Consider the following 23,765-nt stretch of genomic DNA (forward strand, 5'->3'; position numbering starts at 1 on the left):
TTTATTCCAATAAAAAAGGTTTGACTTTCGCCAAACCTTATTTATATAAATCATAATCTTACGATTACAACAAAGCGTCTAAACTATCTGCGTAGGTTTGTTTAGGAGCAACTCCTACTTGTTTTCCTACTACTTCACCGTTATGAAAAACCAAAACGGTTGGTATGTTACGCACACCATATTTTGCAGCAAATTCCTGGTTAGCATCTACATCTACTTTACCAACAACTACTTTACCTGCATATTCTTCGCTCAATTGGTCAATGATTGGACCAACCATTCTACAAGGACCGCACCATGCTGCCCAAAAATCTACCATTACTGGTTTATCTGATTTCAAAACTACTTCATCAAAAGTAGCATCTGTTATTGCTAATGCCATAATTTCTTGTCTTTTTAAAATTATTGTCTGAATTGTTTCGTTTCAAACTAGACCACAAATTTAAAAATTAAATACAAATGAAACACCATAACCAAATTAGTTTTCATTATAAATGTATTGTCAATAATTATATTAGTCAGAAAATTAGTAATTATAAGCTTTGCCCTACAGATAATCTAAAAGTCAGTTTTTTACCTTATCTTTAATGATCCAGAAAATTCCACGAGATGAAAACAACTTTACTCCATATAAAAAACTTCTTTCAATCCGTACATTTTAAAAAATATGCCAGGCGTTTTGGTTTTTTCATTTTAGGACTTATTGCCTTACTATTAATCGCTTGTGGCGGATTGTCGATTTATTTTAACCGAAACAAAACCGAAATCATCACTAAGATCAACACCAAAATCAATGAAAACATCAACGGTAAATTTCATATTGGCGATTTTCATTATAAATTTCTAACCGGTTTCCCAAACTTTACTTTAGCCTTAAAAGATGTCGAACTCAAAGACAATCAATGGGCAACACACAAACACACTTTACTAAAAGCCCAGGAAATCGAAGTCCGTTTGAACGTTTGGAGTTTACTGCACAATGAAATCAACATTCATAAAATCCTCATTAACGACGCCGATATTTATGTTTATAAAGCCGAAGATGGTTATTCGAATGCCAATATTTTTAAACCCAAAACAAAAAAATCTCCCGAAGACAAATCCAATAGAGAAACCACTGTTGACCAAATCGACCTCAACGATGTTCATTTTATTTTAGACAATCGTTTGGGACACAAATTGTTTGACTTTGATGTCGCCAGTTTAAAAACAAAAGTAGATTATGATGGAAACGACTGGCAAACCGATGTTTTTCTGGACACACAAATCAAAAGTTTAGCGTTTAATACCGTACACGGAAGTTTTGCAAAAGAAAAAGAACTCAAAGGAACGTTTAATGTTTCTTATTCATCTGCAAAAGAAAAAATTGACGTTGTTACTAAAAATCTTAAAATAGGAACAGATTCTTTTGACATCACTGCTTTTTTTAATTTAACCAAAGGGAATGCGCTTTTTGGAATCAACATTGGCACTACTATTTTATGGCAAAATGCCTCAAATTTATTATCCGGAAACATCAGTTCTAAACTAAACCGTTTTAATTTAAATAAACCAATTGATGTAAACTGCGACATCAAAGGCGATTTTAATGCCGAGGGCGATCCAAGAATTGTCGTTCAGGCAATCATCAAAAACAACGAGCTCAGTATTCCCGACGGATTAATTAAAAACTGCCATTTTAAAGGCATCTTTACCAATAATTTCAAACCAAAAGACGGTTATAACGATGCCAATTCGGCAATTATTTTAACCCGATTTGCGGGTGATTATGAAAACATTCCGCTTACGATTCCGCAATTAACCATTAACAATCTTGAAAAACCGCTCGCTACCGGAAACGTAAATTCTGATTTTGATATCGAAAGACTCAACGAAATCAGCAACGACAAATGGATTCAGTTTACAGCCGGACATGCCAAAGCCAACTTACAATTTCAGTTTGATATTGTCGATTTATACATTACCAAACCCCGTTTTATTGGCAAAATAGATGTCGATGATGCCTCATTTCATTATATCCCGAAAAATGTTCACGCTGTAAAAACCAACATTCATCTGGACTTTACCGAAAAAGCTTTGCTCATCAAACAAATCGCTTATAAACACAATAAGAACACGATTTTCATCGAAGGAAAAATTGACAACTTCCTGAATCTCTATTATGATGCTCCCGAAAAAATGATTGTAAACTGGAAGATTTATTGTCCTAATATCGATCTCAAACAATTTCTGGGTGTTTTGGCGACTTCGCAAAAAACCAAAGCAACGGCCAAAACCACCAAAAGACCCACAATTTCGAATCATTTAAGAACCGTTATTGACAAATGTGCTGTCGTTATCGATATTAAAGCTGATAAAATCAATTACAACAAATTAACCGCGACCCATACAACTGCAACCGTACAAATGATCGATTCAAGATTGGTTATTAAAAACGGTTCGCTGCAAACTTCGGGCGGAAGCATCACTTTTAACAGCGAAGTAAAACCAAGCGGAAAAAACTTTGCTTTTAGCTCAAACGCACAGGTAAACCGGGTTGATATTGCGAGTTTTTTAAAGTCGTTTAACAATTTCGGAATTCAGTCTTTTAGCCCTAGTAACATCAAAGGAAAATTAAGCAGTCAGGCTAATGTAACCGGATTTATCAACAGCAATGGCGAACTCATCACCAATTCTTTGCACGGCAATTTGTCATTCAACGTCAATCAGGGCGCTTTATTAAATTTTGAGCCTATCGTAAAAATTGGCAAGTTTGCTTTTCCGTTCCGCGATGTCAAGAACATTACGTTCAGCGATTTATCTGGTAATCTTAAATTGCGCGGAGAACAAGTCGATGTGAATAATTTCATCATCAGTTCAAGCGTCTTAAACCTCGATGCCGAAGGTATTTATTCTTTTGGACGTGGCACCAATCTCGCCCTCACCATCCCACTCCGAAACTCTAAAAACGACATCAAACTCGCCACCAAAGCCGAACGCGATGCCGTTCGCGACCGCGGAATTGTCCTGCATTTAATTGCACTTGATGACGAAGGAAAAATGAAAATTAAATGGGGGAAGAAGGAGAAGTAGTCAATTTCGAGGAAAGATCTGTTCGCCGCGGCGAAAGCAATCACACTAAAAACTCGCCAAAGATTTGTCACTCTGAGCGAAGTCGAAGAGTCTTTTTAAATTTAAAATTGGAGATTTAATTGATTGAAAGTTTTCAGGGAGCTATTTCCTGCTGTCCACTATATCTTTTGTGGTGAACCCCACCACAAAAGGATGCCGTTCCCATCAGGGCTAGGGGTTTAGGCTTCATGAGAAAGTTCAAGAATTAACTTATAATAATTTGAGAATTTAGATTTTTATAATACTTTCTATAATACTAAATTCCTTTATAAGTAACCGTTTTGCTTCGAATATACAGTCTTTTTGTAACGGTATTCCAAATACAAAAATCATACTTGTAACTTCATTTATTGTATTTTTATACTTTATTGTTTTTACTTCTAATTGATCGGAAGGGTAGCAAAGAAAACCAAACTTACAATCTGTCTTACTGAATGAAGAATAAGCCATAATCTGATGTAAATCATGTCTATAATCATCTTTGAGAGTTTCACTGTTACTAAACTTATTATATAAATTTGATTTATATTTGGCATCAATAAACACCATGAAATCTTCCTTTTGATAAATAGCATCCGGTTCAATATACTTTAATTCCCAAGAATAATGTTTAGAAGTTTTAGAATGAAATTTAGAATTTGAAAATAATCTACCTCCAGTTTCTTTAGCAACTTCTCGGAAAATATATTGAACAAATTTTTCAAAAACATCGCAAAAATCCACTCTCCAAGCAGTACAATCAGTTATATTAAAGCTTAGTACCCTGTTAGCTTGTTCTTTACAAGATTTTACAATTACATTATCAGATGTTTTAACCGTAATGTTATTCGTTATTTTCGGTTTATGATAATATAATTTTTCTTCAATGAAATTTAGCCTTGCTCTTATTGTGTTTTTAATTCTTTGGGGAGTGTTTGGAGAAAGCAACTCACCCTTACAAATGTCAAATACATAGCGTACTTCTGCATACTCACTATGAAACTCGCTTAATATATTTTTTCGGATAGGAAACTTTAATCGATTTTCAATTTTGAATTCATTGTTGATGTATTTATTCCAGTTTATTGGTCCATTTGGTTGATTTGATATTTTTTCAACATTATCAAATTTACACCAAGGCTTAGACAATAAATCTTCAAGGCAAGCAATAAATTTTATTGCTTCTAAATATAAAGGCGGTCGAAAATTTTTACCCGAAGCAAGAGGCAAACTATCAATTACTTCAGGGCTTATTTCTGTACCAAGTAAATTCAGAATTTCAATATAATCTTCAAAACGATCAGTGCCAGCAAATCTTGGCATTACTACAAAATCACCTATTTGTTTACCTGTATCTGGTGCTATTAATGGAATAGCTCCAATGAAGCCAGATGATCGAAAAATTAAAGACGTATTTTGATCAATACCAATTACGAATGGCTGAATACCTAAGAATTTAAATTGAGCTAAATTGTATTCTACAAACTTTTGAAGACTAAGACCAATAACTCTTTTATCAGCAGATTTGAACCATTTTTTTCGCAAAGAAATCCCACTTAACTGTTTGGATTGTTCAGTTAAACAAGGCATTTCAAAAAACACATCTAATAGCTTACTCATTCAAAAAGTGATTGATTTATCCTCGTAGTGAAATAATTATTGAATTCTTCTTTGGCATTTCTAATTAAGCCTTCTTCCAAGTATTCTTTTATTAATGGGAATATCTCATATCTAATCCGGTCCTTCATTTCATCAACATTATTAGCTATAAAATATCCTTGGCCAGGTTGCAGAGATAATTCATTGCTTGTCGCATACCAGTTAAATATTGTACTTATTTTATTGAAGTCTTCAATAAAAAAGTAACTATTCGTTCCTTCTACCTGAATTACTTCTGTGTTATCAATTTTCTTCGAATTACCAGCTATAATTGTCGGTTTTACTGTGTACCAAGCAAATCTTCTTCTTAAAGCAAAATCAACAACTGCTAAACTTCTATCTGCGGTATTCATTGTCGCTATAACATACAAATTCTTTGGCAATTGCTTAATCTTTAAATCTGGTGAAATTTCTATTTTTACGTTTGAAATATCCATTTTATGCTCAAATAGATAAAATATAGGACCTAAAACATTTGCTAAATTTGCTCTATTAATTTCGTCAATTATTAAAAGCACATTTGTATTCTCGTGTTTATTTGCAAATTCAATAGCTTTAACAAACTCCCCTTTAATAATTTCATAACCAATTACATTCGAATTAATCTTCGGTCTTAATCCGCTTATAAAATCTGAATAGCTTGTTTCTGCATGAAATTGAATAAAGAATTTTTCAGCCGTTAATTTTTCACCTAATAGCTTTGCCGTTCTTGTTTTACCTGTTCCAGGAGCTCCTTGAAGAACAATATATTTCCTTTCAGTTATAAGTTTAAAAAGTTCATCAGTTATTTCAGAACTTTTAGATGCTAAAAATGGTTCTAGCGCTTCATCAATTTTAGTTGAAAATTCAGACTTATTATTCCAATTTTTGATTTTTGCATAAATAGCCAAGAAAGCAGATATTATTTTTTTTGTTTCATCTGATTCTAGATCTTCAAGTATTTGTATTGCTGGAAGCACTTTCCCATATCCTTTGCTATTATCTATTGCTTTCTTTAAATGTATAATATCTTTTCTACCGAAAAATTCTTTTGGCAACCCATCTTCTATATTAGAAAAATCCGACTTAATGTACCCATTGTCTGGCTTTATAATTTTAGAAAACAAACGTCTTAAACCTGGATATGATGCTAATTCATAATCATTCTTAAATCCCATTGAACCAACTCCCAGAGCTAGAATCCATGATTTGCCAATATCTCTTGAAGGAAAAATTACAATAGAAAAATCATGATATGGCCCTTGATGTTCTTCTTCTGTGGAAATTATTCCAAAATATGCACGCCCCTTATTAAATGCATCATCTTTTGTGTTATTTCTTTCAATATAATCTTCCCCAATTTCTCCACCGAATTTCTTCGCTTCCTCTTTAATAAATGCTCTTATATTTTCTACGCTCATATTTTATGGTTAAGTAAATTTTTAATAATGAATTGCAATTTTCGTTACGTCTATATAAATTTATTCATCAAATAAGTCTTTTATATTGACCTCTAAAGCTTTAGCTAATCGCTCAACAACTTCAATAGAAACATTTCTCTCTCCTTTTTCAATCGTCGGTAAATAAGTACGATCAATCTCTGCTAGATTGGCTAGCTTTTCTTGAGATAATCCTCTGAGTTTTCTAAGCTCCTTAATTTTGAGTCCGAATTTTTGCTTAATATCCATGTTAACAAAAGTTGCAAAATGTAGACTCTAAAACAACGGAGTATAGTCGGGTTTTTATTTATCTTTGAAATAAAATTCCTATGTTAAGTTTTAATAAAAAGATTCAGCATTTAGAAAATTATTTGTTGCAAGCTCATGAAAATTATGCAAATAACTTAAAAAAAGACATCATTATGTTCATAGATCATTTTACAGATCAAAATAAGCTTTTTTGTCTTTTCTCAATAACATTGACTCTTTAGAAGAAATTGAAAATTGGGTTGATAAATTATGCTTCAGAGTTATTTTCAAGTTTGATTCTGAAGAAGAAGAAATCAACGATTTTATATATGATTATCACAATTTGGTTAATTTAAAAAAAATGATAGAACATTCAATCTTAGAAATCCCAACTGTACTTAATCCACCTATAGAACTTATAGATATAATTTACAATTGTCCTGTTTGTGATTACGAAATTGAAATAGACATGTTTGTAGATGATAATAGTTTTGTAAAATGTGATATTTGCGATCACATAATTAAATTAAAAATTAAAAGAATTTGATTCGTGTATTCTTGAAATTCAAAACGTAATTGCAGAAAGACAAGTTTGATAATTGTTGTAGAGTTACTTGCGGAGATTCCTCATTCTTCGGAATGACAAAGCAGACGGAAAAAGCAAAAAAAATAAAAAAAAGCCACAACAAAGCGGCTTTTATCATTATAAATTATTCAGTATCCAAATAAGGATTTAAAATTTCGGCTAATTCATTGAGCCAATAAAAACCGTCTTCGACTGATTTTGTATCAATTTGCAGCGTTTCACATTCTCGCATTAAAGACATAGCGAGAAGATAATTTACTCTTCGGATTGCTTTTGCGAAACTTTTAGGATCAGTCGCCTGATTGAAAAATTCGTTTAACCGCAATTCTGTTTCTTTTGAAAGGGTGTTTACACTCATAATCTTGCATTTTAGGAAATATAAAACCCGCGCAGGTTAGGTGTCCTACGCTGCAAGAGCGTTGCAGTTGTTTCCAATACCGCCACCATACCACACGGGCACAAAGTTTTTCTGAGATCATAAGTTCTTGCATTTAGGACTGCAAAGATACCAAATAAACATTTTAAAATAGTAAGATTTATCTATCAATTTAAAACATCTTTAATTTTTAGTTTGCTTATTGTTGCGAGCGCTTCGACTTCGCTTTATTTGACAATGTTTATGAGATTTTTTATTGTTTCGTTTGATAAAGCCGGCGGAGCTTTTAGTATGATGGCTTCGTTCCTCGCAATGACAAAAAAGCGCAATTATTTTCTTAATGTTTTATTAACTCACTTGGCTTTTGATTCTAAAAAAGATAGCTTTGAGAAACAATCATTAAATATAAACCGATATGAAAATTCAAATCAACACCGACAAGAACATCGAAGGACACGAAAGATTAGAAGCTTATTTCTCTAGCGAATTAGAAAAAGGTTTAGCGCGTTTTGAGGAAAAAATAACCCGCATCGAAGTACACTTTGGTGACGAAAACGGGGAAAAATTTAGCGTAAACGATAAAAAATGCGTGATTGAAGTTCGTACCGCAAAATTACAACCTGTAACGGTTACAGAACATGCCGATACACTCGAAAAAGCCTTTAGTGGCGCTTTGGCAAAAGCAAAAAAATCTCTTACTACTACTTTCGAAAAAATGAAAGAGTATTAATTTACATACCATCAAATGCAAAAATGGCATTATCTCTAATCCGGATAATGCCATTTTTTATTTCAGCAAAGCGGTCATTTCTTCCCATTGCAATATTTTGACTTTCTCGTTTAATGTGTTTGCGCTATTTACCATGGCTTTGGCAATATCGCTCGCCTCTATTCCTTTGTATTTACTTAAACTTCCCATAAACAACGGATTGATGAATTTAAATATACCTATAAATACTTTTTCCAGAGGTCGGCTTTCTTTTCGGTCTCCTAAAATCATCGATGGTCGAAAAATATAGGTATGATCTAAATTCAGATTGATAATATCGTCCTCCGTCTCGCCTTTCATTTTTGTATAAAATATAGACGATTTTGCATTTGCTCCAATTGCCGAAACTAAAAACACGGCTTTTGCTCCGTTTTCCTTTGCCAGTTTTGCTGCCAGAATGGGATAATCGTGATCGATTTGGTAGTATAGTTTTTTATCGGGCGTTTTCTTTTGCGTGGTTCCGAGTGCGATAAAAACCTCATCGACTGCAATACCTTTTATCGCTTCGGGCAATGAATTAAAATCACCTATTATCGTTTTCAATTTTGGATGCTGAATGTTTAGATCTTTCCTGACCACAATTATTACTTGTTCGTAATGGGTATTATTCAACAAATTTTCGAGAATATGAGATCCTACTAATCCGCTTGCTCCGTATAGAATTGCTTTTTTCATAATAGATAAATTTGTTTCCTCGAAGTTAGAAAATTATCAGCTTACTTTACAATTAACTTTTTAAGCTGAGTTGTTTAAACAGATAGAAACATAGATTTTGGCAGCTTAGAAAATGCATTTTATTTGTTTAAACAAACATCTTGATTTGTATTTAACTCTTTTTTCATTTTACATCCTATGTTTCTATCTGTTTAAATATTTTTTACGCAGATTGCTTCACCTATTCTCTATCACCAGGGTTTGCAGATTTTATCTTCTATTTGTAATTAAGTGTCCCAAACTTTTTGCTCTGAAAGAGCAGTAGCAGTAGCATAGTGCAAAGCACTATGAATGAAATCCAATTGTTGTTTTTAAGCCCTGTAAGGGCGAAAGTCTAATCTCAAAATGTTTTTCTTTTCCGAAAGATATTTTCTAAAAAACATCTATTTTCTTTGAATCCGGATTGTCTATTTGCTTTTGCCCTTTCAGGGCAATTTCTATTTTAATTTAATTCGTAGTGCGTTGCACTACGTTAATGTTTTTAGGCTTTCAGCCTATTTTGCTTTTTTTTTACAGTCTTATAATCTTTTAGTAAATAAACAATCTACAATATATCGCAAAATACGATTAACATAATAATAACGCTTTTTGATATTGTAAGAAGTAATTTTGCTGTCCCAAAAAAGAAATTTGTTTTTTGAAACAAACAAGCTTCTTAATTGAGATTATCCATTACAAATTATTTAAAATGCAATCATGAAAAAGCAACTACTCGTATTATTAATCGCAGTTTTTATAGGTCTTGGTGCCAATGCACAAACAAAACCATCTGAAACCAATGTCCTGGTTTTGATTTATTCTCAAAACGGCGGAACTTATAAAATGGCAAAATCAATTGCCGAAGGAATTCAGGAATATCCAAATACTAAAGCGACTTTAAAGCGTGTTCCTTCTATAAATACAAAAGAGAAACTAAATGCTGATGTAGAGAAATTACCAATTGCTACAATCGAAGAATTGGTTAATTATGACGGAATCGCTTTTGGAAGCCCGGTTCATTTTGCCAATATTAGTGCTGATATGAATTACTTTTTCAGTCAGAGTATTCCGCTTTGGACTTCGAGAGCTTTAGAAGGAAAACCAGCAACGGTGTTTATGTCGGCAGGATCCGGAGCAGGAAAAGAAGCAGCAATTTTATCTTTCTGGAATATTCTGGCTTCGCACGGAATGGTGATTGTGCCAACCGGAATTATGGGAACAGCAACTTTAGACAAAACGGTTCCGCAGGGAAATACGCCTTTTGGAGCAACTTCATTAGCAGGATCAACCGGAACACGTCCGTCGCAAAGCGAACTGAATTTGGCTAAAGAACAAGGAAAAGCTTTGGCAAGAGTAGCTTCGGGATTGAGAAACACAGAGAATATAAAGTCAGCAAAAACCACTTCGGCTGAAACAAAAAGCGATATCAACAAAACTTTAAAAGACAATAACATTGTACTTCCTGAAGCACCAAAACCGGTTGGAAATTATGTTCCGTTTACGATTTCTGATCATAAGGTATACATTAATCAGGTGGCTTTGAAGGACGGGAAGATTTTAAATCCGGGTAAAGTTGGTGCAACAGTTACAGACGATCAGGCAAAAGAAGCGACATATCAAACGATGCTTAATGTAATTGCGGTTCTAAAGGAAGCTTGCGGAGGCGATTTGAACAAAGTAAAACAATGTGTACAATTGACAGGATATTTTAATACAACTCCTGAATATACGCAACATGCGGCACTTATGAATTCGGCTTCGAATCTGGCAGCTTTGGTTTTTGGAGAAAAAGGAAAACACGCGAGAGCAACCATTGGTGCGGCTTCGTTACCGATAAATTCGGCTGTAGAAATTCAGGCGATTTTTGAAATTGAATAAAAAGATATTCTATACTTTACGCTCCTTCGACTTCGCTCAGGATGACAAGAGTACGCTGAGACTGAAAACTGTTTCGCGTGAGGGATAGAGCTAAGCTACCGAAGTAGCAGCGAAAGCCCGACAGCAATAAAAAAGGGGCCGACTAAGCGATTTGCATAGTTGGCCCCTTTTTTTATTGGTGGCACGCCCAGATTATTATTGACGTAAATATTATGATTTTGGTAATGGAGCTCCAACAGCAATGTCACAGCGATGACCTGCTTGTCCGTGTGGAGGGTTCATTCCTTCGGCTACTTTTGCCGGAGTTTCTGTACTTAATAAAGTTGGAACCGCATTGTTATTTGCCGGCGGCGTTACGGTAAAATTTTGTGATACACTTCCGCTTTCTGCTGCATTAGTCGCAGGTTGTTTTGCTGCAGGAGAATTTAAAGGTGCTCCAACCGGAATATCGCATCTGTGTCCCGGTTGTCCGTGTGGCGGATTCATTCCTTTGGCTACTTTTACTGGTGTGGTAGTGGTTGTTGTCACTACATTTTGCTGACCCGGATTTACCTGTACGGTTTGCCCTGGTTGCGCCGTTGTGGTTTGTGTTTGTGTTGGAGCCGAATTTAGCGGTGCGCCAACGGCAATATCACAACGATGTCCCGGCTGTCCGTGTGCAGGATTTATTCCTTTTGTATCGCCCATTACCGTATTAGGATTCGTTGGTGATGCCTGAACTACCGATGGCGTTTTTGTGGTATCTTTTGCTAATCCTAATTTCACCAATTCAGATGCGGGTGTACTTGCCTGTGGTTCTAATTCTTTCTTGCAGGAAGTAAAAATTAGGGAAGTAACAAATATAGAGGAGATAAGTATTTTTGGATTCATGATGTGTCGATTTTAAAGCACTCAAATATACTAAGATTTCACCATATAAGTAATATAAGATTTTCGTTGTTATTTAATCTCGCAAAGGCGCAGAGTCGCAAAGTTTTTTGTTTCACGAAGATTTTACAGAGGAACGCGGAGAATTTATAAATTTTCTGCAATTTACCAGCTTCAATCTGTAAAATCTGCATGAAACCTTCCCTCCTTTAAAAATCATTATTAACTTTAAATCCAAATACAACATACACTATGAAAAAATCAGTTTTACTTTTATTATTCGTTGCAACTTTTGCAAATGCACAAACTTCAGAAAAAGAAAAAGTCAATCAAACTATCGATGCCTGGCATAAAGCTGCCGCTGATGTAAAGTTTGATGCTTACTTTAACTTAATGGCAGATGATGCTATTTTTATTGGAACTGATGCTACTGAGAACTGGAATAAAAAAGACTTTAAAGTTTGGGCAAAACCATTTTTTGACAAAGGAAAAACCTGGAATTTTACGGCTCTTGAACGTCATATCTTTTTTGATAAAACAGGAAAAATTGCGTGGTTTGATGAATTGCTAAATACGCAGATGAAAATTTGTCGTGGCTCGGGGGTTTTGATTAAAGTGGGGAAAGAATGGAAAATTCAGCACTATGTTTTATCCATGACAGTTCCGAACGAAGAAGTTGATGCTGCCATCAAAATAAAAGCACCAATTGAAGATGTTTTGATTACGAAGCTTCGAAAAAAATAAACAATTTCGAACTTTCTTTTTATAATCCTAACTTTTCTAGCACTTTAGCAAGCGAGATAACAAATTAATTATAATACAATTGGCAATTTTAGCTGTAATTTAGAAGTTCAAAATAAGATACTCTCAAAAAAACGGATTGAATATTACAAAATTGACTAAAATAAAAGAACAACCTCTATTTTATTAGCCCTAAAAATCAAAATCTTTATTTTTTTTTAACTTTGACCCCAAAAAAAATAGGGTTAAATAAAGTATTTGAAAAATGAAAATAGAAAAACGCTGGATCATTTCCTTTATTATTATAAGTATTGTTTGTATTACCGGTGCATTTTGGCCAACTGTTACTCAAAATAGCTACGTATTGTCTGAATTTGGCACAACCGATCATATCGTTCCTGCCGATGTTGCCTGGATGTTAACCTCTTGTTGTCTGGTTTTGATCATGACTCCGGGATTATCTTTTTTCTATGGCGGAATGGTAGGCCGAAAAAATGTGATTTCGACTATGCTGCAAAGTTTTATTTGTTTGGGCGTTGTAACACTTTTATGGGTTGTTGTGGCATTTAGTCTCGCTTTTGGTGATCCTGTAGGATTTGGTTCCGGTGATCATTTTTACAGCTTTTTTGGTAACCCGACTACTTTTGCTTTTATGGATTATGTGGGTGTTTTGCCTCATAAGCAACTGGCCAGTACAATTCCGTTTATGTTGTTTGCGCTGTTTCAAATGAAATTCGCGATTATTGCTCCGGCTATTATTACCGGTTCGTTTGCAGAGCGTGTTCGTTTTATATCCTATTTATTGTTCATTAGTTTGTTTACCATATTTATCTATGCGCCTTTGTGCCATTCGGTTTGGTATCCAACAGGAATTTTAGGAAGTTATTTTGGTGTTAAAGATTTCGCCGGAGGAACTGTGGTACATATGAGCTCAGGATTTGCAGCTCTTGCCGGAGTTTTGGTTTTAGGAAAAAGAAAAAACAGTCAGCATATACCAACCAATATTCCGTTTGTATTATTAGGAACAGGAATGTTATGGTTTGGGTGGTTTGGGTTTAACGCCGGATCTGCTCTTGCTGCCAACGGAACTGCCGCAATGGCTTTTGCAACAACAACAACTTCATCTGCTGCTGCAATGTTAACCTGGGTTTTCTTTGACCGAATGAACGGAAGGAAAGTTTCGGCTCTTGGCGCCTGTATTGGCGCAGTTGTAGGATTGGTTGCCATAACTCCGGCAGCAGGATTTATATCGGTTCCTGAAAGTATGTTTTTTGGATTTATAACAGCTTTGGTTTCGAACTCAGTTGTAAATTGTCGTTTATCAAAAAAATTCGATGATACGCTTGATGTTTTTGCCTGTCACGGTGTTGGCGGAATTATGGGAATGATTCTAACCGCAATTTTTGCTCATGGCAAAGATGCAAGTTTACTGCACGGAGGCTGGAATGTATTTGCGCATCATATGATGGCATTGGTTCTGGTTTCTATCTTTACTTTCTTTGGCGCTTATTTCTTATTTAAAGTGACTAATTTTATTATTCCGTTACGTGTTTCTGAAGAAAACGAACATATCGGATTAGATTTATCGCAACATGATGAAACCCTTGATCCAAAATTAAAACCAATTACTGAAGCCCATTACGGGTAAAAAAACATTTATAGTATTAAAATTAGCCCCGAATTCACGAATTTTTCTTCTTCTATTTTGTGATAATAGATTAATTAAAAATTCGTGAATTCGGGGCTAAAAATTTTAAAACCCAATTCAGCTATTTTCATTCGTTTATATTCCTTAATTTTGCTGAAAATTTTTGTAAAAGTGGGAAGTAAAAATAAACTAAAAAGATTCAGAGAAAACGAAACATTTCAAAACGTTTTTCAACCAACCAGAGAAGAAGTTGTAGGCAATTTAATGCCTTTGAGAGGAAAATGGAATTCTGATTTCTTTAAAAATGACAATCCATTAGTTTTAGAATTAGGATGTGGAAAAGGAGAATATTCTGTTGGATTAGCTGAAAAATATCCTAACAAAAATTTTATCGGAATTGATATTAAAGGTGCCCGTTTTTGGAGAGGCGCTAAAACCGCTGTTGAAAACGGACTTCATAATGTTGCTTTTGTTCGAACTCAAATCGAATTAATCAATCATATTTTTGCCGAAAATGAAGTGGATGAAATCTGGATTACTTTTCCGGATCCGCAAATTAAATACAAAAGAACAAAACACAGAATGACCAATTCGGAGTTTTTAAAATTGTATAAAAAAATCCTTAAAAAAGACGGTGTTGTAAACCTTAAAACCGATAGCGAATTCATGCACGGTTACACTCTGGGATTACTTCACGGTGAAGGACATGAGGTTTTATACGCCAACCATAATGTCTACAGAAACGAAGGAAGCCCGGAAGAAGTTACTGCTTTTCAGACTTTTTATGAAAAACAATATTTAGAAATTAATAAGGCAATTACGTATATTCGCTTTAAAATTAAAGACTAACTTTAATTTTAAAAACATATTTCCAACTACATTAAATAACTGAATGGCATTACTTACCCCATTACTTTCAGGTTTTCTTGCCGCTTTCATTGGGATTATTCCACCTGGTTTAATCAATATGACCGCAGCCAAAGTAAATCTTAAAGAAGGAAAAAAGAATGCTTTGTGGTTTGTTGCCGGTGCTATTTTAGTTATCTTTTTTCAGGTTTATGTAGCGGTTTTATTTGCTCAGGTAATTGACAACCGACCTGATGTGGTAACATTGTTACGTGAAGTTGGGTTTGCTATTTTCTCTATTTTAACGATTTACTTTTTGTTTATCGCAAAAGAGCCTAAAGCCAAAAAATCGAAGATTAAAAAGAGCAGTAAAAAAAGTCGTTTCTTTTTAGGAATGCTGCTTTCGGGTCTGAATTTTTTCCCTATTCCGTATTATGTTGTGGTAAGTGTTACTTTGGCTTCTTATCATCTTTTTGTATTCGAAAGCAACATTATTTTTACTTTTGTAATGGGCTCTGTTCTAGGCTCGTTTGCTGCTTTGTACAGCTATATTGGTTTCTTTGGACGAATAGAAAAAAAGACCGATTACTTAATGAAAAACATGAATACCATTATAGGGAGCATCACTGGATTAGTGGCTGTGGTAACACTCTTTAATATCCTGAATTACTATTTCGGGTAAATAATACTACTCCCGATAACTATCGGGATAAAAACATCAAAAGGATTTCTTAAATTAGTTTCACGCAGATTTTGCAAATCCATACAGATCTAAAAGGGAATTTATTTTAATCCGCTTAAATCTGCTAAATCTGGATGAAAATTTATAAATGAGTATTTCAATTTTATGGCTGAAGATAATTTTTTTGAGAGAGTTTATGCAATTGCCAGACAAATTCCGTACGGAAAAGTAACTTCATATGGCGCTATTGCAAAAGCCTTAGGAACAGCCCGTTCTGCACGAATGGTAGGCTGGGCAATGAATGCCTGTCACAATATGGATGATGTTCCAGCGCACAGAGTAGTAAACCGAAAAGGGCTCTTGACCGGAAAACATCATTTTGACGGTACCAACTTAATGCAACAGCTTCTGGAAAGCGAAGGTATTGAAGTTGTTGACAATCAAATTATAGATCTCGAAAAACACTTTTGGACACCTGAGATTACCATATAAGTGATATAAGTTCATTTAAAAGTTCAACTTCTTTCTATTCGTCTAGTTTGTCATCCCGAGGAACGAGGGATCTCCGCAAGAAACTCCGCAAGCAAGATTTTCAATCTTTGTCGAGCTACTAACGGAGATCCCTCGTTCCTCGGGATGACAAAAATGCGCGTAATAACTTTGACAAAGATTCAGAAACTATTTTAAGTCCCAACTAAAATGAACTTACATCACTTATATGGTTTAAATTCTAAATCAAACAAATCACAAAACTCGTTTTATCATCATCAGTTTGGTAGCTTAAATATCCGCCGTGTGCTTCGATGATATTCTTAGAAAGTGTTAAACCAATTCCGGCTCCGTCTTTTCTGGTGGTAAAGAATGGCAGGAATACTTTATCTCTAATTTCGTCATCGATTCCTTTTCCGTTATCCGAAATAATGATAAAAAAGCGATTGTTCTCTGTATAACTAGACAAAAACATCTTCTTTTCTACCTTTTCTTTCAGCGCATAAACACTATTGGTGATTAAGTTAATAATCACTTGTTCCATCTGGTTTTTATCAATCAAAATCGACCTTGAACTATTAATTTCATTGATTAATTCAATATTTTCAGCTTTCAAAATCGGGCTCATAATACGCATACAATCTTCAAAAAGCGCGTTTATTGGCGTCATTTGTTTGTTTGGCGTTGGGAGCATGGCCAGTTTTCTGTAATTCTCTACAAAAACCTGCAAATGGTCACTTCGGTTTATTATTGTCGAAATACTGCTTTTGATGTCATCAAAATCATCTTCTTCGAGTTGCTCCTGATCAACAATTTGAAGTAAATTTTGCGAAAGCGCACGAATTGGCGTTAAGGAATTCATTAATTCGTGCGAAATGATTTTCATCAGATTAATCCAGGCTTCTTTTTCTTTTTTCTCAATCACACGCTGAATACTATCTAGTAAAATGATAAAATATTCTTTATCGTATGTTTTTGTAACCGATGTCTGAAGTACAAAAGTCTGCAAATCCTGACTTTCAATTTTTATCGAAATTGCCGATTTTAATTCGGCAAAACCAGCCTTTTCAATTTCATCACAAAGCGATGGCAAATAATTTTTCAGATATCCCCAATGGCTTACTTTTGGAACTTTAAACAAGTCTGAAAAACAATCGTTCATTAAAAAAATAGCCCAATCATCGTTTTCTTTTTCGAGAATTAAAGTTCCTGTATCAATATTATTCAAAATCGATTTATAGATAAGTTCTCTTGAAGTTTGGTCTTGTTGCTGGTATTTTAAAGTATTATACAAAAGATACAGATTACTGAAATTTTGCTTTTTATACTCTTCCGGGAAATTGGTAGAAAAATCATTTTGCAAAATCGAAAGCAATATTTTATCATAAAACAATGAATGATTTTTGACGAAAAAATACATTTCAAATAAGAGTATGAAAATAAAAAAACCTACTAAGATTGCGTTATAATAAAGTGTTTTATAGATCAGAAAGACGCAAAAGAAAAAGGGTATCATAATAATGAGAACCCTTAAAAACAAAGCGTTGTAAAATTTCCAGTTTTTCATTGTTTAGCTGTTTTTCAGATCGTATTTTTCAATTCTTCTGTACAAAGCAGCCCTTGACAAGCCTAATTCTTCGGCAGCTTTGCTAATGTTTCCATTGTGTTTGAAGAGTGCTTTTTCTACAGCCATTTTTTCCATTTCAGACAACGGGTTTTCATCATTTTCCTGAATCTCTTCAAAGTCCAGAATATCTAAATTGTTTACAGAAATGGTATGGTGATCTGCGAGGATTAAAGCACGTTCGATCTTATTCTCTAATTCACGAATATTTCCTTTCCAGGGATATTTCTCCAGATAAGGCGCAACATTGTCTTCAAAACGCCAATTCTCCTGATTGTATTTTTCGGCAACTTTATCCAGAATAAAATGTGCCATGGGAACAATATCATCTTTTCGTTCACGCAAAGGCGGCAGGTTTATTTCCATGGTATTAATGCGATACAGCAAATCTTCTCGAAAGGTTTTACTTTTTACCTCAGCTTTGATATCATTATTGGTTGCCGAAATTATTCTGACATTTAAAGGTCTTGCCTTACTTTCACCCAAACGAGTCACTGTTTTGGTTTGCAGAACATGCAGTAATTTAGATTGCAGGTGCAATGGTATATTCCCTATTTCGTCCAGAAAAATCGTTCCGCCAGAAGCTGTTTCAAATCTTCCGGCTGTATCTGTTTTGGCATCTGTAAAAGCTCCTTTTGCATATCCGAACAATTCGCTTTCGAACAGATTATCACTCAAAGAACCTAAATCTACATGTACAAAAGGCTGTTCTTTTCGTTCTGAATTTTGATGGATAAACTCTGCAAAAACATATTTCCCTGTTCCGTTTTCGCCCAATATTAAAACATTTGCATCTGTTCTGGCAACTCTTTCGGCAATCGAATAGGCTTGTTTTATTTTAAGCGAATTTCCAACAAAATAGTTCTTTGTGATTTTTTCTTCCACCACTTTTTTATTGTTTTTTCTGCTTTCGATTACCGCTTTATCTATGATCTCAAATAATTTTTCGTTGTTCCAGGGCTTTAAAACATAATCAAAAGCACCAATTTTTATTCCTTCAACAGCCGTTTCAATTTTACCAAACGCAGTCATCAAAATCACAATCGTTTTAGGCGAAAGTGTTTTAATTTCTTTTAGCCAGTGAATACCTTCTCGCCCATCTTCAAAACCAATTCGGTAATTCATGTCTAACAAAACCACATTTATTTCATTTTCATTTAAGATTGAAATGATTTTTTTGGGATTATTTGTCGTAAAAATGGTTTCAAAATGTTTTTTAAGAATCATTTTTGCCGAAAAAAGAATTTCTTCCTGATCGTCAACAATTAATATTTGGGCTTGTTTTTTTCGCATGATTATTATTTTTTGTCCGATAACGAACGGTCAACTGTTCATTATCGAACACTATGTTTTTGGATCATTTTTAAAGCTTCTTTAGAATCAATGCTTTACAGATAATAAATTTTACGGCACAGTATTTACCTATTGACTATCAGTAAATTATTAAAGAAATGGACACAGTAATTCCTCGTAAAAATAGAAAATTTAGATATCTCACAATAGCAATTGGAGTTTTTTTAGTTTTGGCAGCAATTCTCTTTTTTTCATTCAATACCAAAAGAAGCTTGAATGTAAAAGGAGACGAATTAAGCATTCAAAAAGCTGAAAAAGCTTTTTTTGAAGATTTTGTGGTTTTTCAGGCCAAAGTTGAACCTTTGAATGTAATGCTTGTGAATGTTACCGAAGGAGGATCTGTAAAAGAAATTTTTGTCGAAAATGGTGCAATGGTTACCAAAGGGCAATCACTGGCACGTTTGTACAATCCAAATACAGAACTTAATTACCTAACTCAGGAAACCGCTATTATTGAGCAAATTAACAATTTGAACACTGGAAAACTGAACATTAGAAATCAGGAACTAAATTTAACTAAAGACTTGGTTTTAATAGAACATGATTATAATGATGCAAAAAGATTATATGATATGAATGCTAAATTATATGAAAAAGAAGTGATTTCCAGAAATGACTGGAACAACTTTAAAGAAAGTCTTCGTTTTCAGGAAGAACGAAAAAAAACAATTCAGCAAAGTATTCAAAAAGAAAAACAAACCAATCAGATTCAGATTTCACAAATCAACAATTCGATTCAAACCATGGAAAAGAGTCTGGATATTTTGAGAAATAACAAAAAGAACTTTCTAATTATTGCTCCTGAATCCGGCCGATTAACTTCTTTTCAACCTGTTTTAGGAAAAACTTTTCAGGCTGGCGAAAGTATTGGAAAAATAGACTCTAAACAAGGCTACAAATTAACTGCCGACGTTGATGAATTTTATCTTGAAAAAGTACGCGAAGGTCTAAAAGGTCAGGTTGAATTTAAAGGAAAAAATCTTGAAGTGGTAGTAACAAAAGTAATTCCTGAAGTAAAAGGCGGACATTTTATTGTAGAGCTGGCTTTTACATCTAAGGAAAGTATTGTTCTGCAAGACGGATTAAGTTTTGGTGTAAAACTGATTTTATCTGAAAAAAATAAAACACTGGTAATTCCAAAAGGAATCTTTAATCAGGAAACAGCAGGAAAATGGATTTTTGTAGTAAAAGGAAATAAAGCCGAAAGAAGAAACATAAAATTAGGCCGCGAAAACCCTTCGTATTATGAAGTACTTGGAGGCTTAAAAGAAGGCGAATCTGTGATCACTTCGTCCTATGTTGACTATAAAGATGTAGATGAATTATCAATTAGTAATTCGCAGTAAACAGTTTTCAGTCACAGTTCACAGTTCACAATTAACAATTAACAATTAACAACGTTTCAATCATCAATCAAAAAACAATCAATAACAACTAAAATTTTAAAACTATGATAACAATTCAAAATTTAACCAAAGTTTTTAGAACAGAAGAAGTAGAAACTTCAGCTTTAAGCGGAATAACTTTAGAAATTAAAAAAGGGGATTTTTTAACGATTATGGGGCCTTCTGGTTGTGGAAAATCAACTTTACTGAATATTATTGGTCTTCTGGATAGTGCCAGTGGCGGAAGTTACAAACTTTTAGATCAGGAAATGATAGGCCTGAAAGAAAAAGGAAGAGCTGCTGTTCGTAAAGAAAATATTGGTTTTATTTTTCAGAATTTCAACTTAATCGATGAGCTTTCTGTTTATGACAATATTGAATTGCCTTTGCTTTATAATAATGTAAAAGCAGCTGACAGAAAACAAAAAATAGAAGCTATTGCCGAGAAATTAAATATCTCTCATCGATTAAAACACTTTCCGCAACAACTTTCGGGAGGTCAGCAACAAAGGGTTGCCGTTGCCAGAGCTTTGGTAAATGATCCTAAAATTATTTTAGCCGATGAGCCTACCGGAAATCTGGATAGTAAAAATGGTAATGAAGTAATGGAACTTTTAACTGATTTACATGCTAAAGGTGCTACAATTTTGATGGTTACACACTCTGATTATGATGCTTCGTTTTCGCAAAGAACGATCCATATGAAAGATGGTGTTATATTTTCTGAAAAACTAAATCAGAGAAATGTTGATGTTTTTATGGACGCTAAATAAATACAAAATGATAAAATTTATTGTAACAGCAATCGTGATTCTAATGGGATTTGTTTGCAAAGTATTAGCTATGATTTAAAACTTACCTGTACCATAAAACTGTAAGTTAATCCAAAAACGAACTATAATAACTATAAAAAATAAAACATGATTTTTAACTGGTTTAAAATATTTATATATCATTTAAAGCAAAACAAATTGTTTTCGTTTTTAAATGTTCTGGGATTAAGCATTGGTATTGCCGGAGTCATTTTTGCCATTTTATACTGGAATAATGAAAATGCCTACGATCAATGGAATCCGGGAAAAGAAAACACATTTCAGGTTCTGAATAAAATTGGAGCAACAGGAGATATCTGGGCTTCTTCTTCAGTCCCTTTTGGGAAAACCTGTAAAGCAACGATTCCCGAAATTGAGGAAATTAGCTTTTTTAATACCTGGTATAATGATGCTTTGATCAAATCTCAGGGTCAAAACTTTTTTCATAAAAAAATAACTTTAGCAGACAATGGCTTTTTTGACATGTTTCCTTTTCCAATTGTAAAAGGGGCAAAAACAAATATCTTAAAAGATAAAAACAGCGTTGCTATTTCTGAAGAAACTGCAAAACTGCTCTTCAAAAATGATGATCCTATTGGAAAAACTATTAATTACTATAATAAGGATTATGTCGTAAAATCTGTTTATAAAATCATAAGCCCATCGGCTGTAGAACCTAATTATGTTTTTAGCGGTATTGAGCGCGAGGGCGATGATCAAAGCTGGGGGAACTTTAATTACGGCTTAATGATTAAAGTAAAAAAAGGAACTGATGTTGCTACTCTTTTAAAAAAGATGCAAAACGTAAATTATGTCAACAGAACCCTAAAAGATGCTAAGGCAAACGGACAAACTCCTGAACAATATGTAAAAGAAAATGGTGAGATCAAAGTGATTATAGATCAATTGAGCACTGCTCGTTTGCATGGCACAAAATCTTCACAAGGCCGCAATTTCCCTGAAGGCAAAGGAAATCTCCAATTGCTTTATATCATGGTTGGTTTATCTATTTTGATCCTGACTCTGTCGCTGGTAAACTACATTAATTTAGCGACTGCATCAGCCATAAAACGTGCAAAAGAAGTAGGTGTTCGTAAAATTGTGGGGGCAACTAAAAAGCAAATCATTGTTCAGTTTATTTTTGAAACTGCTATAATTGTGATTTTGGCGATTCTTTTTGCTTTGGCAATTGTAGAACTTTCATTACCCTATTACAATACTTTCCTGAAGAAGTCTTTGACTATGAATGGCAGTGAATTTTACCTGCAGCTTATTTTTATATTTGGATTAGTAATCATTCTTGCGGGTATTTTCCCTGCCATTTATATCTCAAATTTTGAAACGCTAAAGGTTTTAAAAGGAAACTTCTCGAGAAGCAAAAGCGGTATCTGGATTCGAAATTCGATGCTTATTTTTCAGTTTGGTATTGCGGCATTTTTTATTATTGGAGCTTTAATCGTGAATTCGCAAGTAGATTATATGATGAATAAAGATCTTGGTTTTAGCGGAAATCAGGTCATCAGAATTCCATTTAACTATTTAGATAACAGCAAAAAAGGAGAAAAATATCAGACTACAAAACAAGAGCTTCTAAAAATATCGGGAGTTAAAGATGTTTCGACTTTTGCAGGTTCGTTTGGAAACAGCACTAATTCAAGTTCCGGTTTTACCTATAATGGTATTTTTGTTCAGCCACGAAATGTCGAAATGGATTTTGGGTTTCTGGATATGATGAAAATAAAGGTGATTAAAGGACGTGATTTATCTCCAAAATTTGCCTCAGACACTATTGATAATTGGTTAATCAATGAAACTCTTGCTAAAACATTAAATCTTAAAAATCCGGTAAATACTATTATCGCTTCCGGTTGGGGAAATGAAAAAGGAAATTTAAAATTCAAAATCGTTGGCGTTGTTAAAGATTTTAATATTACAGGATTGCAGGACAAAGTTCCTCCAATGGTTTTTATCAATCTTAAAACTTTAAAATGGAATAATTTTGATAATGTTTTTGTAAAGGTTTCTCCTGAAAATTTAGAAGAAACTCTATCCAAACTAAAAACCTATTGGCAGAAAAATATTAATGCTGATTATCCATTTGATTATGAATTTGTAGATAAAGGTTTTGCTAAAACATATCGGGAACAAGTACAGCAAAAAAATCTGTTTTTTATCTTAAATCTGGTTGTAATTATCATTGCGATCTTTGGATTGTTTGCTTTAGCCTCTTTTTCGATGGAAAGAAGACTGAAAGAAATCGCGATTAGAAAAACATTAGGAGCAGAAACAGATGCATTATTAAAGGAGCTTTCTAAGCAATATGTTGGCTTTTGTTTACTAGGATTTGTAATTGGCATTATTCCGGCATACATTTTGCTAGAGAAATGGCTGGAGAACTTTGCTTTCAGAATTGGAGTCTCAGTAATCCCATATAGTATCGCTTTGATTTCATTGATGCTTTTGACTTTAATAATAGTTTTGGCAAAAGCCTATCAGGTAACTAAAATTGATATCTTAAAATATCTAAAATACGAATAAACTTGTAGACCATTTTTTTTAAGAAACCCGACAGACCTCCTGAATCTGTCGGGTTTCTTTTT

21 protein-coding genes are annotated in these 23,765 nt (G+C 33.8%); 12 read left to right on the forward strand and 9 right to left on the reverse strand.

Features of this window, described 5'->3' with window-relative positions:
* Positions 1-64: 64 nt before the first annotated feature.
* Positions 65-382 (reverse strand): thioredoxin, encoded by a 318-nt coding sequence (gene trxA, locus A4F88_RS21345; protein WP_068844792.1) that lies wholly within the window; start codon positions 380-382, stop codon positions 65-67.
* A 227-nt stretch (positions 383-609) separates the two neighbouring features.
* Between trxA and A4F88_RS21350 the strand changes: the two genes are divergently transcribed.
* A complete protein-coding gene (locus A4F88_RS21350) occupies positions 610-3,072 on the forward strand; it encodes an AsmA family protein (protein ID WP_068844793.1) in 2,463 nt (820 codons plus the stop codon).
* 267 nt (positions 3,073-3,339) lie between these two features.
* Here the strand turns inward: A4F88_RS21350 and A4F88_RS21355 are convergent, their stop codons facing one another.
* Genes A4F88_RS21355 through A4F88_RS21365 form a run of 3 tightly spaced genes read right to left on the reverse strand, consistent with a single transcriptional unit; the run spans position 3,340 to position 6,416 of the window.
* Entirely contained in the window at positions 3,340-4,710 is a 1,371-nt protein-coding gene (locus A4F88_RS21355; RefSeq protein ID WP_068844794.1) for a hypothetical protein, read from the reverse strand.
* Positions 4,707-6,149: an McrB family protein gene (locus A4F88_RS21360; protein WP_068844795.1), complete on the reverse strand. Its 1,443-nt coding sequence runs from the start codon at positions 6,147-6,149 to the stop codon at positions 4,707-4,709. Before A4F88_RS21360 ends, A4F88_RS21355 begins: the two co-directional genes overlap by 4 nt.
* Positions 6,150-6,209: 60 nt before the next feature.
* Positions 6,210-6,416, reverse strand: a complete 207-nt coding sequence (locus tag A4F88_RS21365) for a helix-turn-helix domain-containing protein (protein WP_068844796.1) — start codon at positions 6,414-6,416, stop codon at positions 6,210-6,212.
* A 211-nt stretch (positions 6,417-6,627) separates the two neighbouring features.
* On the opposite strand from A4F88_RS21365, the gene A4F88_RS21370 reads away from it, so the two are divergent.
* The gene (locus A4F88_RS21370; protein ID WP_068844797.1) at positions 6,628-6,963 is read left to right on the forward strand and encodes a hypothetical protein; all 336 of its coding nucleotides are present in this window, start codon (positions 6,628-6,630) and stop codon (positions 6,961-6,963) included.
* A 163-nt stretch (positions 6,964-7,126) separates the two neighbouring features.
* On the opposite strand, the gene A4F88_RS21375 is transcribed toward A4F88_RS21370, so the two are convergent.
* A complete protein-coding gene (locus A4F88_RS21375; protein WP_068844798.1) occupies positions 7,127-7,360 on the reverse strand; it encodes a hypothetical protein in 234 nt (77 codons plus the stop codon).
* A gap of 433 nt (positions 7,361-7,793) precedes the next feature.
* On the opposite strand from A4F88_RS21375, the gene A4F88_RS21380 reads away from it, so the two are divergent.
* Positions 7,794-8,108 (forward strand): HPF/RaiA family ribosome-associated protein, encoded by a 315-nt coding sequence (locus A4F88_RS21380; protein ID WP_068844799.1) that lies wholly within the window; start codon positions 7,794-7,796, stop codon positions 8,106-8,108.
* A gap of 57 nt (positions 8,109-8,165) precedes the next feature.
* On the opposite strand, the gene A4F88_RS21385 is transcribed toward A4F88_RS21380, so the two are convergent.
* Positions 8,166-8,822 (reverse strand): oxidoreductase, encoded by a 657-nt coding sequence (locus tag A4F88_RS21385; RefSeq protein ID WP_068844800.1) that lies wholly within the window; start codon positions 8,820-8,822, stop codon positions 8,166-8,168.
* A gap of 735 nt (positions 8,823-9,557) precedes the next feature.
* Between A4F88_RS21385 and wrbA the strand changes: the two genes are divergently transcribed.
* Entirely contained in the window at positions 9,558-10,718 is a 1,161-nt protein-coding gene (gene wrbA, locus A4F88_RS21390) for an NAD(P)H:quinone oxidoreductase (RefSeq protein ID WP_068844801.1), read from the forward strand.
* A 210-nt stretch (positions 10,719-10,928) separates the two neighbouring features.
* Here the strand turns inward: wrbA and A4F88_RS21395 are convergent, their stop codons facing one another.
* Complete coding sequence (locus tag A4F88_RS21395) at positions 10,929-11,588, reverse strand: hypothetical protein (RefSeq protein WP_068844802.1); 660 nt, start codon at positions 11,586-11,588, stop codon at positions 10,929-10,931.
* Between the two features lie 249 nt (positions 11,589-11,837).
* Between A4F88_RS21395 and A4F88_RS21400 the strand changes: the two genes are divergently transcribed.
* The 5 genes from A4F88_RS21400 to A4F88_RS21420 all read left to right on the forward strand — a co-directional run bounded on the left by A4F88_RS21400 (position 11,838) and on the right by A4F88_RS21420 (position 15,994).
* Positions 11,838-12,329 (forward strand): nuclear transport factor 2 family protein, encoded by a 492-nt coding sequence (locus A4F88_RS21400; RefSeq protein ID WP_068844803.1) that lies wholly within the window; start codon positions 11,838-11,840, stop codon positions 12,327-12,329.
* A gap of 262 nt (positions 12,330-12,591) precedes the next feature.
* Positions 12,592-13,974, forward strand: coding sequence for an ammonium transporter (locus A4F88_RS21405; protein ID WP_068844804.1), 1,383 nt, complete (start codon positions 12,592-12,594; stop codon positions 13,972-13,974).
* A 171-nt stretch (positions 13,975-14,145) separates the two neighbouring features.
* Positions 14,146-14,823: a tRNA (guanosine(46)-N7)-methyltransferase TrmB gene (trmB, locus tag A4F88_RS21410; RefSeq protein WP_056206595.1), complete on the forward strand. Its 678-nt coding sequence runs from the start codon at positions 14,146-14,148 to the stop codon at positions 14,821-14,823.
* A gap of 43 nt (positions 14,824-14,866) precedes the next feature.
* The gene (locus tag A4F88_RS21415; RefSeq protein WP_068844805.1) at positions 14,867-15,502 is read left to right on the forward strand and encodes a LysE family transporter; all 636 of its coding nucleotides are present in this window, start codon (positions 14,867-14,869) and stop codon (positions 15,500-15,502) included.
* Positions 15,503-15,667: 165 nt separating this feature from the next.
* The gene (locus A4F88_RS21420; protein WP_068844806.1) at positions 15,668-15,994 is read left to right on the forward strand and encodes an MGMT family protein; all 327 of its coding nucleotides are present in this window, start codon (positions 15,668-15,670) and stop codon (positions 15,992-15,994) included.
* Between the two features lie 238 nt (positions 15,995-16,232).
* Here A4F88_RS21420 and A4F88_RS21425 read toward each other — a convergent pair whose 3' ends face one another.
* Complete coding sequence (locus A4F88_RS21425) at positions 16,233-17,558, reverse strand: sensor histidine kinase (RefSeq protein WP_068844807.1); 1,326 nt, start codon at positions 17,556-17,558, stop codon at positions 16,233-16,235.
* 3 nt (positions 17,559-17,561) lie between these two features.
* Positions 17,562-18,908 carry a sigma-54-dependent transcriptional regulator gene (locus A4F88_RS21430; RefSeq protein ID WP_068844808.1) on the reverse strand — a complete coding sequence of 449 codons (1,347 nt, stop codon included), beginning with the start codon at positions 18,906-18,908 and terminating at the stop codon, positions 17,562-17,564.
* 158 nt (positions 18,909-19,066) lie between these two features.
* On the opposite strand from A4F88_RS21430, the gene A4F88_RS21435 reads away from it, so the two are divergent.
* From A4F88_RS21435 to A4F88_RS21445, 3 genes are all read left to right on the forward strand, one after another.
* On the forward strand, positions 19,067-20,314 hold the full coding sequence (locus tag A4F88_RS21435) for an efflux RND transporter periplasmic adaptor subunit (protein WP_068844809.1): 1,248 nt from the start codon (positions 19,067-19,069) through the stop codon (positions 20,312-20,314).
* A gap of 104 nt (positions 20,315-20,418) precedes the next feature.
* Positions 20,419-21,126: an ABC transporter ATP-binding protein gene (locus A4F88_RS21440; protein ID WP_068844810.1), complete on the forward strand. Its 708-nt coding sequence runs from the start codon at positions 20,419-20,421 to the stop codon at positions 21,124-21,126.
* A gap of 147 nt (positions 21,127-21,273) precedes the next feature.
* The gene (locus A4F88_RS21445; protein ID WP_068844811.1) at positions 21,274-23,703 is read left to right on the forward strand and encodes an ABC transporter permease; all 2,430 of its coding nucleotides are present in this window, start codon (positions 21,274-21,276) and stop codon (positions 23,701-23,703) included.
* Positions 23,704-23,765 lie beyond the last annotated feature (62 nt).

Origin of the sequence: Flavobacterium chilense, from assembly GCF_001602525.1 — a bacterium.
Lineage (GTDB): Bacteria > Bacteroidota > Bacteroidia > Flavobacteriales > Flavobacteriaceae > Flavobacterium > Flavobacterium chilense.

Excerpts from the sequence above, each read along its gene's own strand:
- A4F88_RS21430 (WP_068844808.1), bottom strand. The coding sequence starts at position 18,908 with ATGCGAAAAAAACAAGCCCAAATATTAATTGTTGACGATCAGGAAGAA.
- A4F88_RS21425 (WP_068844807.1), bottom strand. The coding sequence starts at position 17,558 with ATGAAAAACTGGAAATTTTACAACGCTTTGTTTTTAAGGGTTCTCATT.
- A4F88_RS21440 (WP_068844810.1), top strand. The coding sequence starts at position 20,419 with ATGATAACAATTCAAAATTTAACCAAAGTTTTTAGAACAGAAGAAGTA.
- A4F88_RS21420 (WP_068844806.1), top strand. The coding sequence starts at position 15,668 with ATGGCTGAAGATAATTTTTTTGAGAGAGTTTATGCAATTGCCAGACAA.
- A4F88_RS21445 (WP_068844811.1), top strand. The coding sequence starts at position 21,274 with ATGATTTTTAACTGGTTTAAAATATTTATATATCATTTAAAGCAAAAC.
- trxA (WP_068844792.1), bottom strand. The coding sequence starts at position 382 with ATGGCATTAGCAATAACAGATGCTACTTTTGATGAAGTAGTTTTGAAA.
- A4F88_RS21405 (WP_068844804.1), top strand. The coding sequence starts at position 12,592 with ATGAAAATAGAAAAACGCTGGATCATTTCCTTTATTATTATAAGTATT.
- A4F88_RS21375 (WP_068844798.1), bottom strand. The coding sequence starts at position 7,360 with ATGAGTGTAAACACCCTTTCAAAAGAAACAGAATTGCGGTTAAACGAA.
- A4F88_RS21360 (WP_068844795.1), bottom strand. The coding sequence starts at position 6,149 with ATGAGCGTAGAAAATATAAGAGCATTTATTAAAGAGGAAGCGAAGAAA.
- A4F88_RS21355 (WP_068844794.1), bottom strand. The coding sequence starts at position 4,710 with ATGAGTAAGCTATTAGATGTGTTTTTTGAAATGCCTTGTTTAACTGAA.
- A4F88_RS21380 (WP_068844799.1), top strand. The coding sequence starts at position 7,794 with ATGAAAATTCAAATCAACACCGACAAGAACATCGAAGGACACGAAAGA.
- A4F88_RS21400 (WP_068844803.1), top strand. The coding sequence starts at position 11,838 with ATGAAAAAATCAGTTTTACTTTTATTATTCGTTGCAACTTTTGCAAAT.
- A4F88_RS21365 (WP_068844796.1), bottom strand. The coding sequence starts at position 6,416 with ATGGATATTAAGCAAAAATTCGGACTCAAAATTAAGGAGCTTAGAAAA.
- A4F88_RS21350 (WP_068844793.1), top strand. The coding sequence starts at position 610 with ATGAAAACAACTTTACTCCATATAAAAAACTTCTTTCAATCCGTACAT.
- A4F88_RS21415 (WP_068844805.1), top strand. The coding sequence starts at position 14,867 with ATGGCATTACTTACCCCATTACTTTCAGGTTTTCTTGCCGCTTTCATT.
- A4F88_RS21435 (WP_068844809.1), top strand. The coding sequence starts at position 19,067 with ATGGACACAGTAATTCCTCGTAAAAATAGAAAATTTAGATATCTCACA.
- A4F88_RS21385 (WP_068844800.1), bottom strand. The coding sequence starts at position 8,822 with ATGAAAAAAGCAATTCTATACGGAGCAAGCGGATTAGTAGGATCTCAT.
- A4F88_RS21395 (WP_068844802.1), bottom strand. The coding sequence starts at position 11,588 with ATGAATCCAAAAATACTTATCTCCTCTATATTTGTTACTTCCCTAATT.
- wrbA (WP_068844801.1), top strand. The coding sequence starts at position 9,558 with ATGAAAAAGCAACTACTCGTATTATTAATCGCAGTTTTTATAGGTCTT.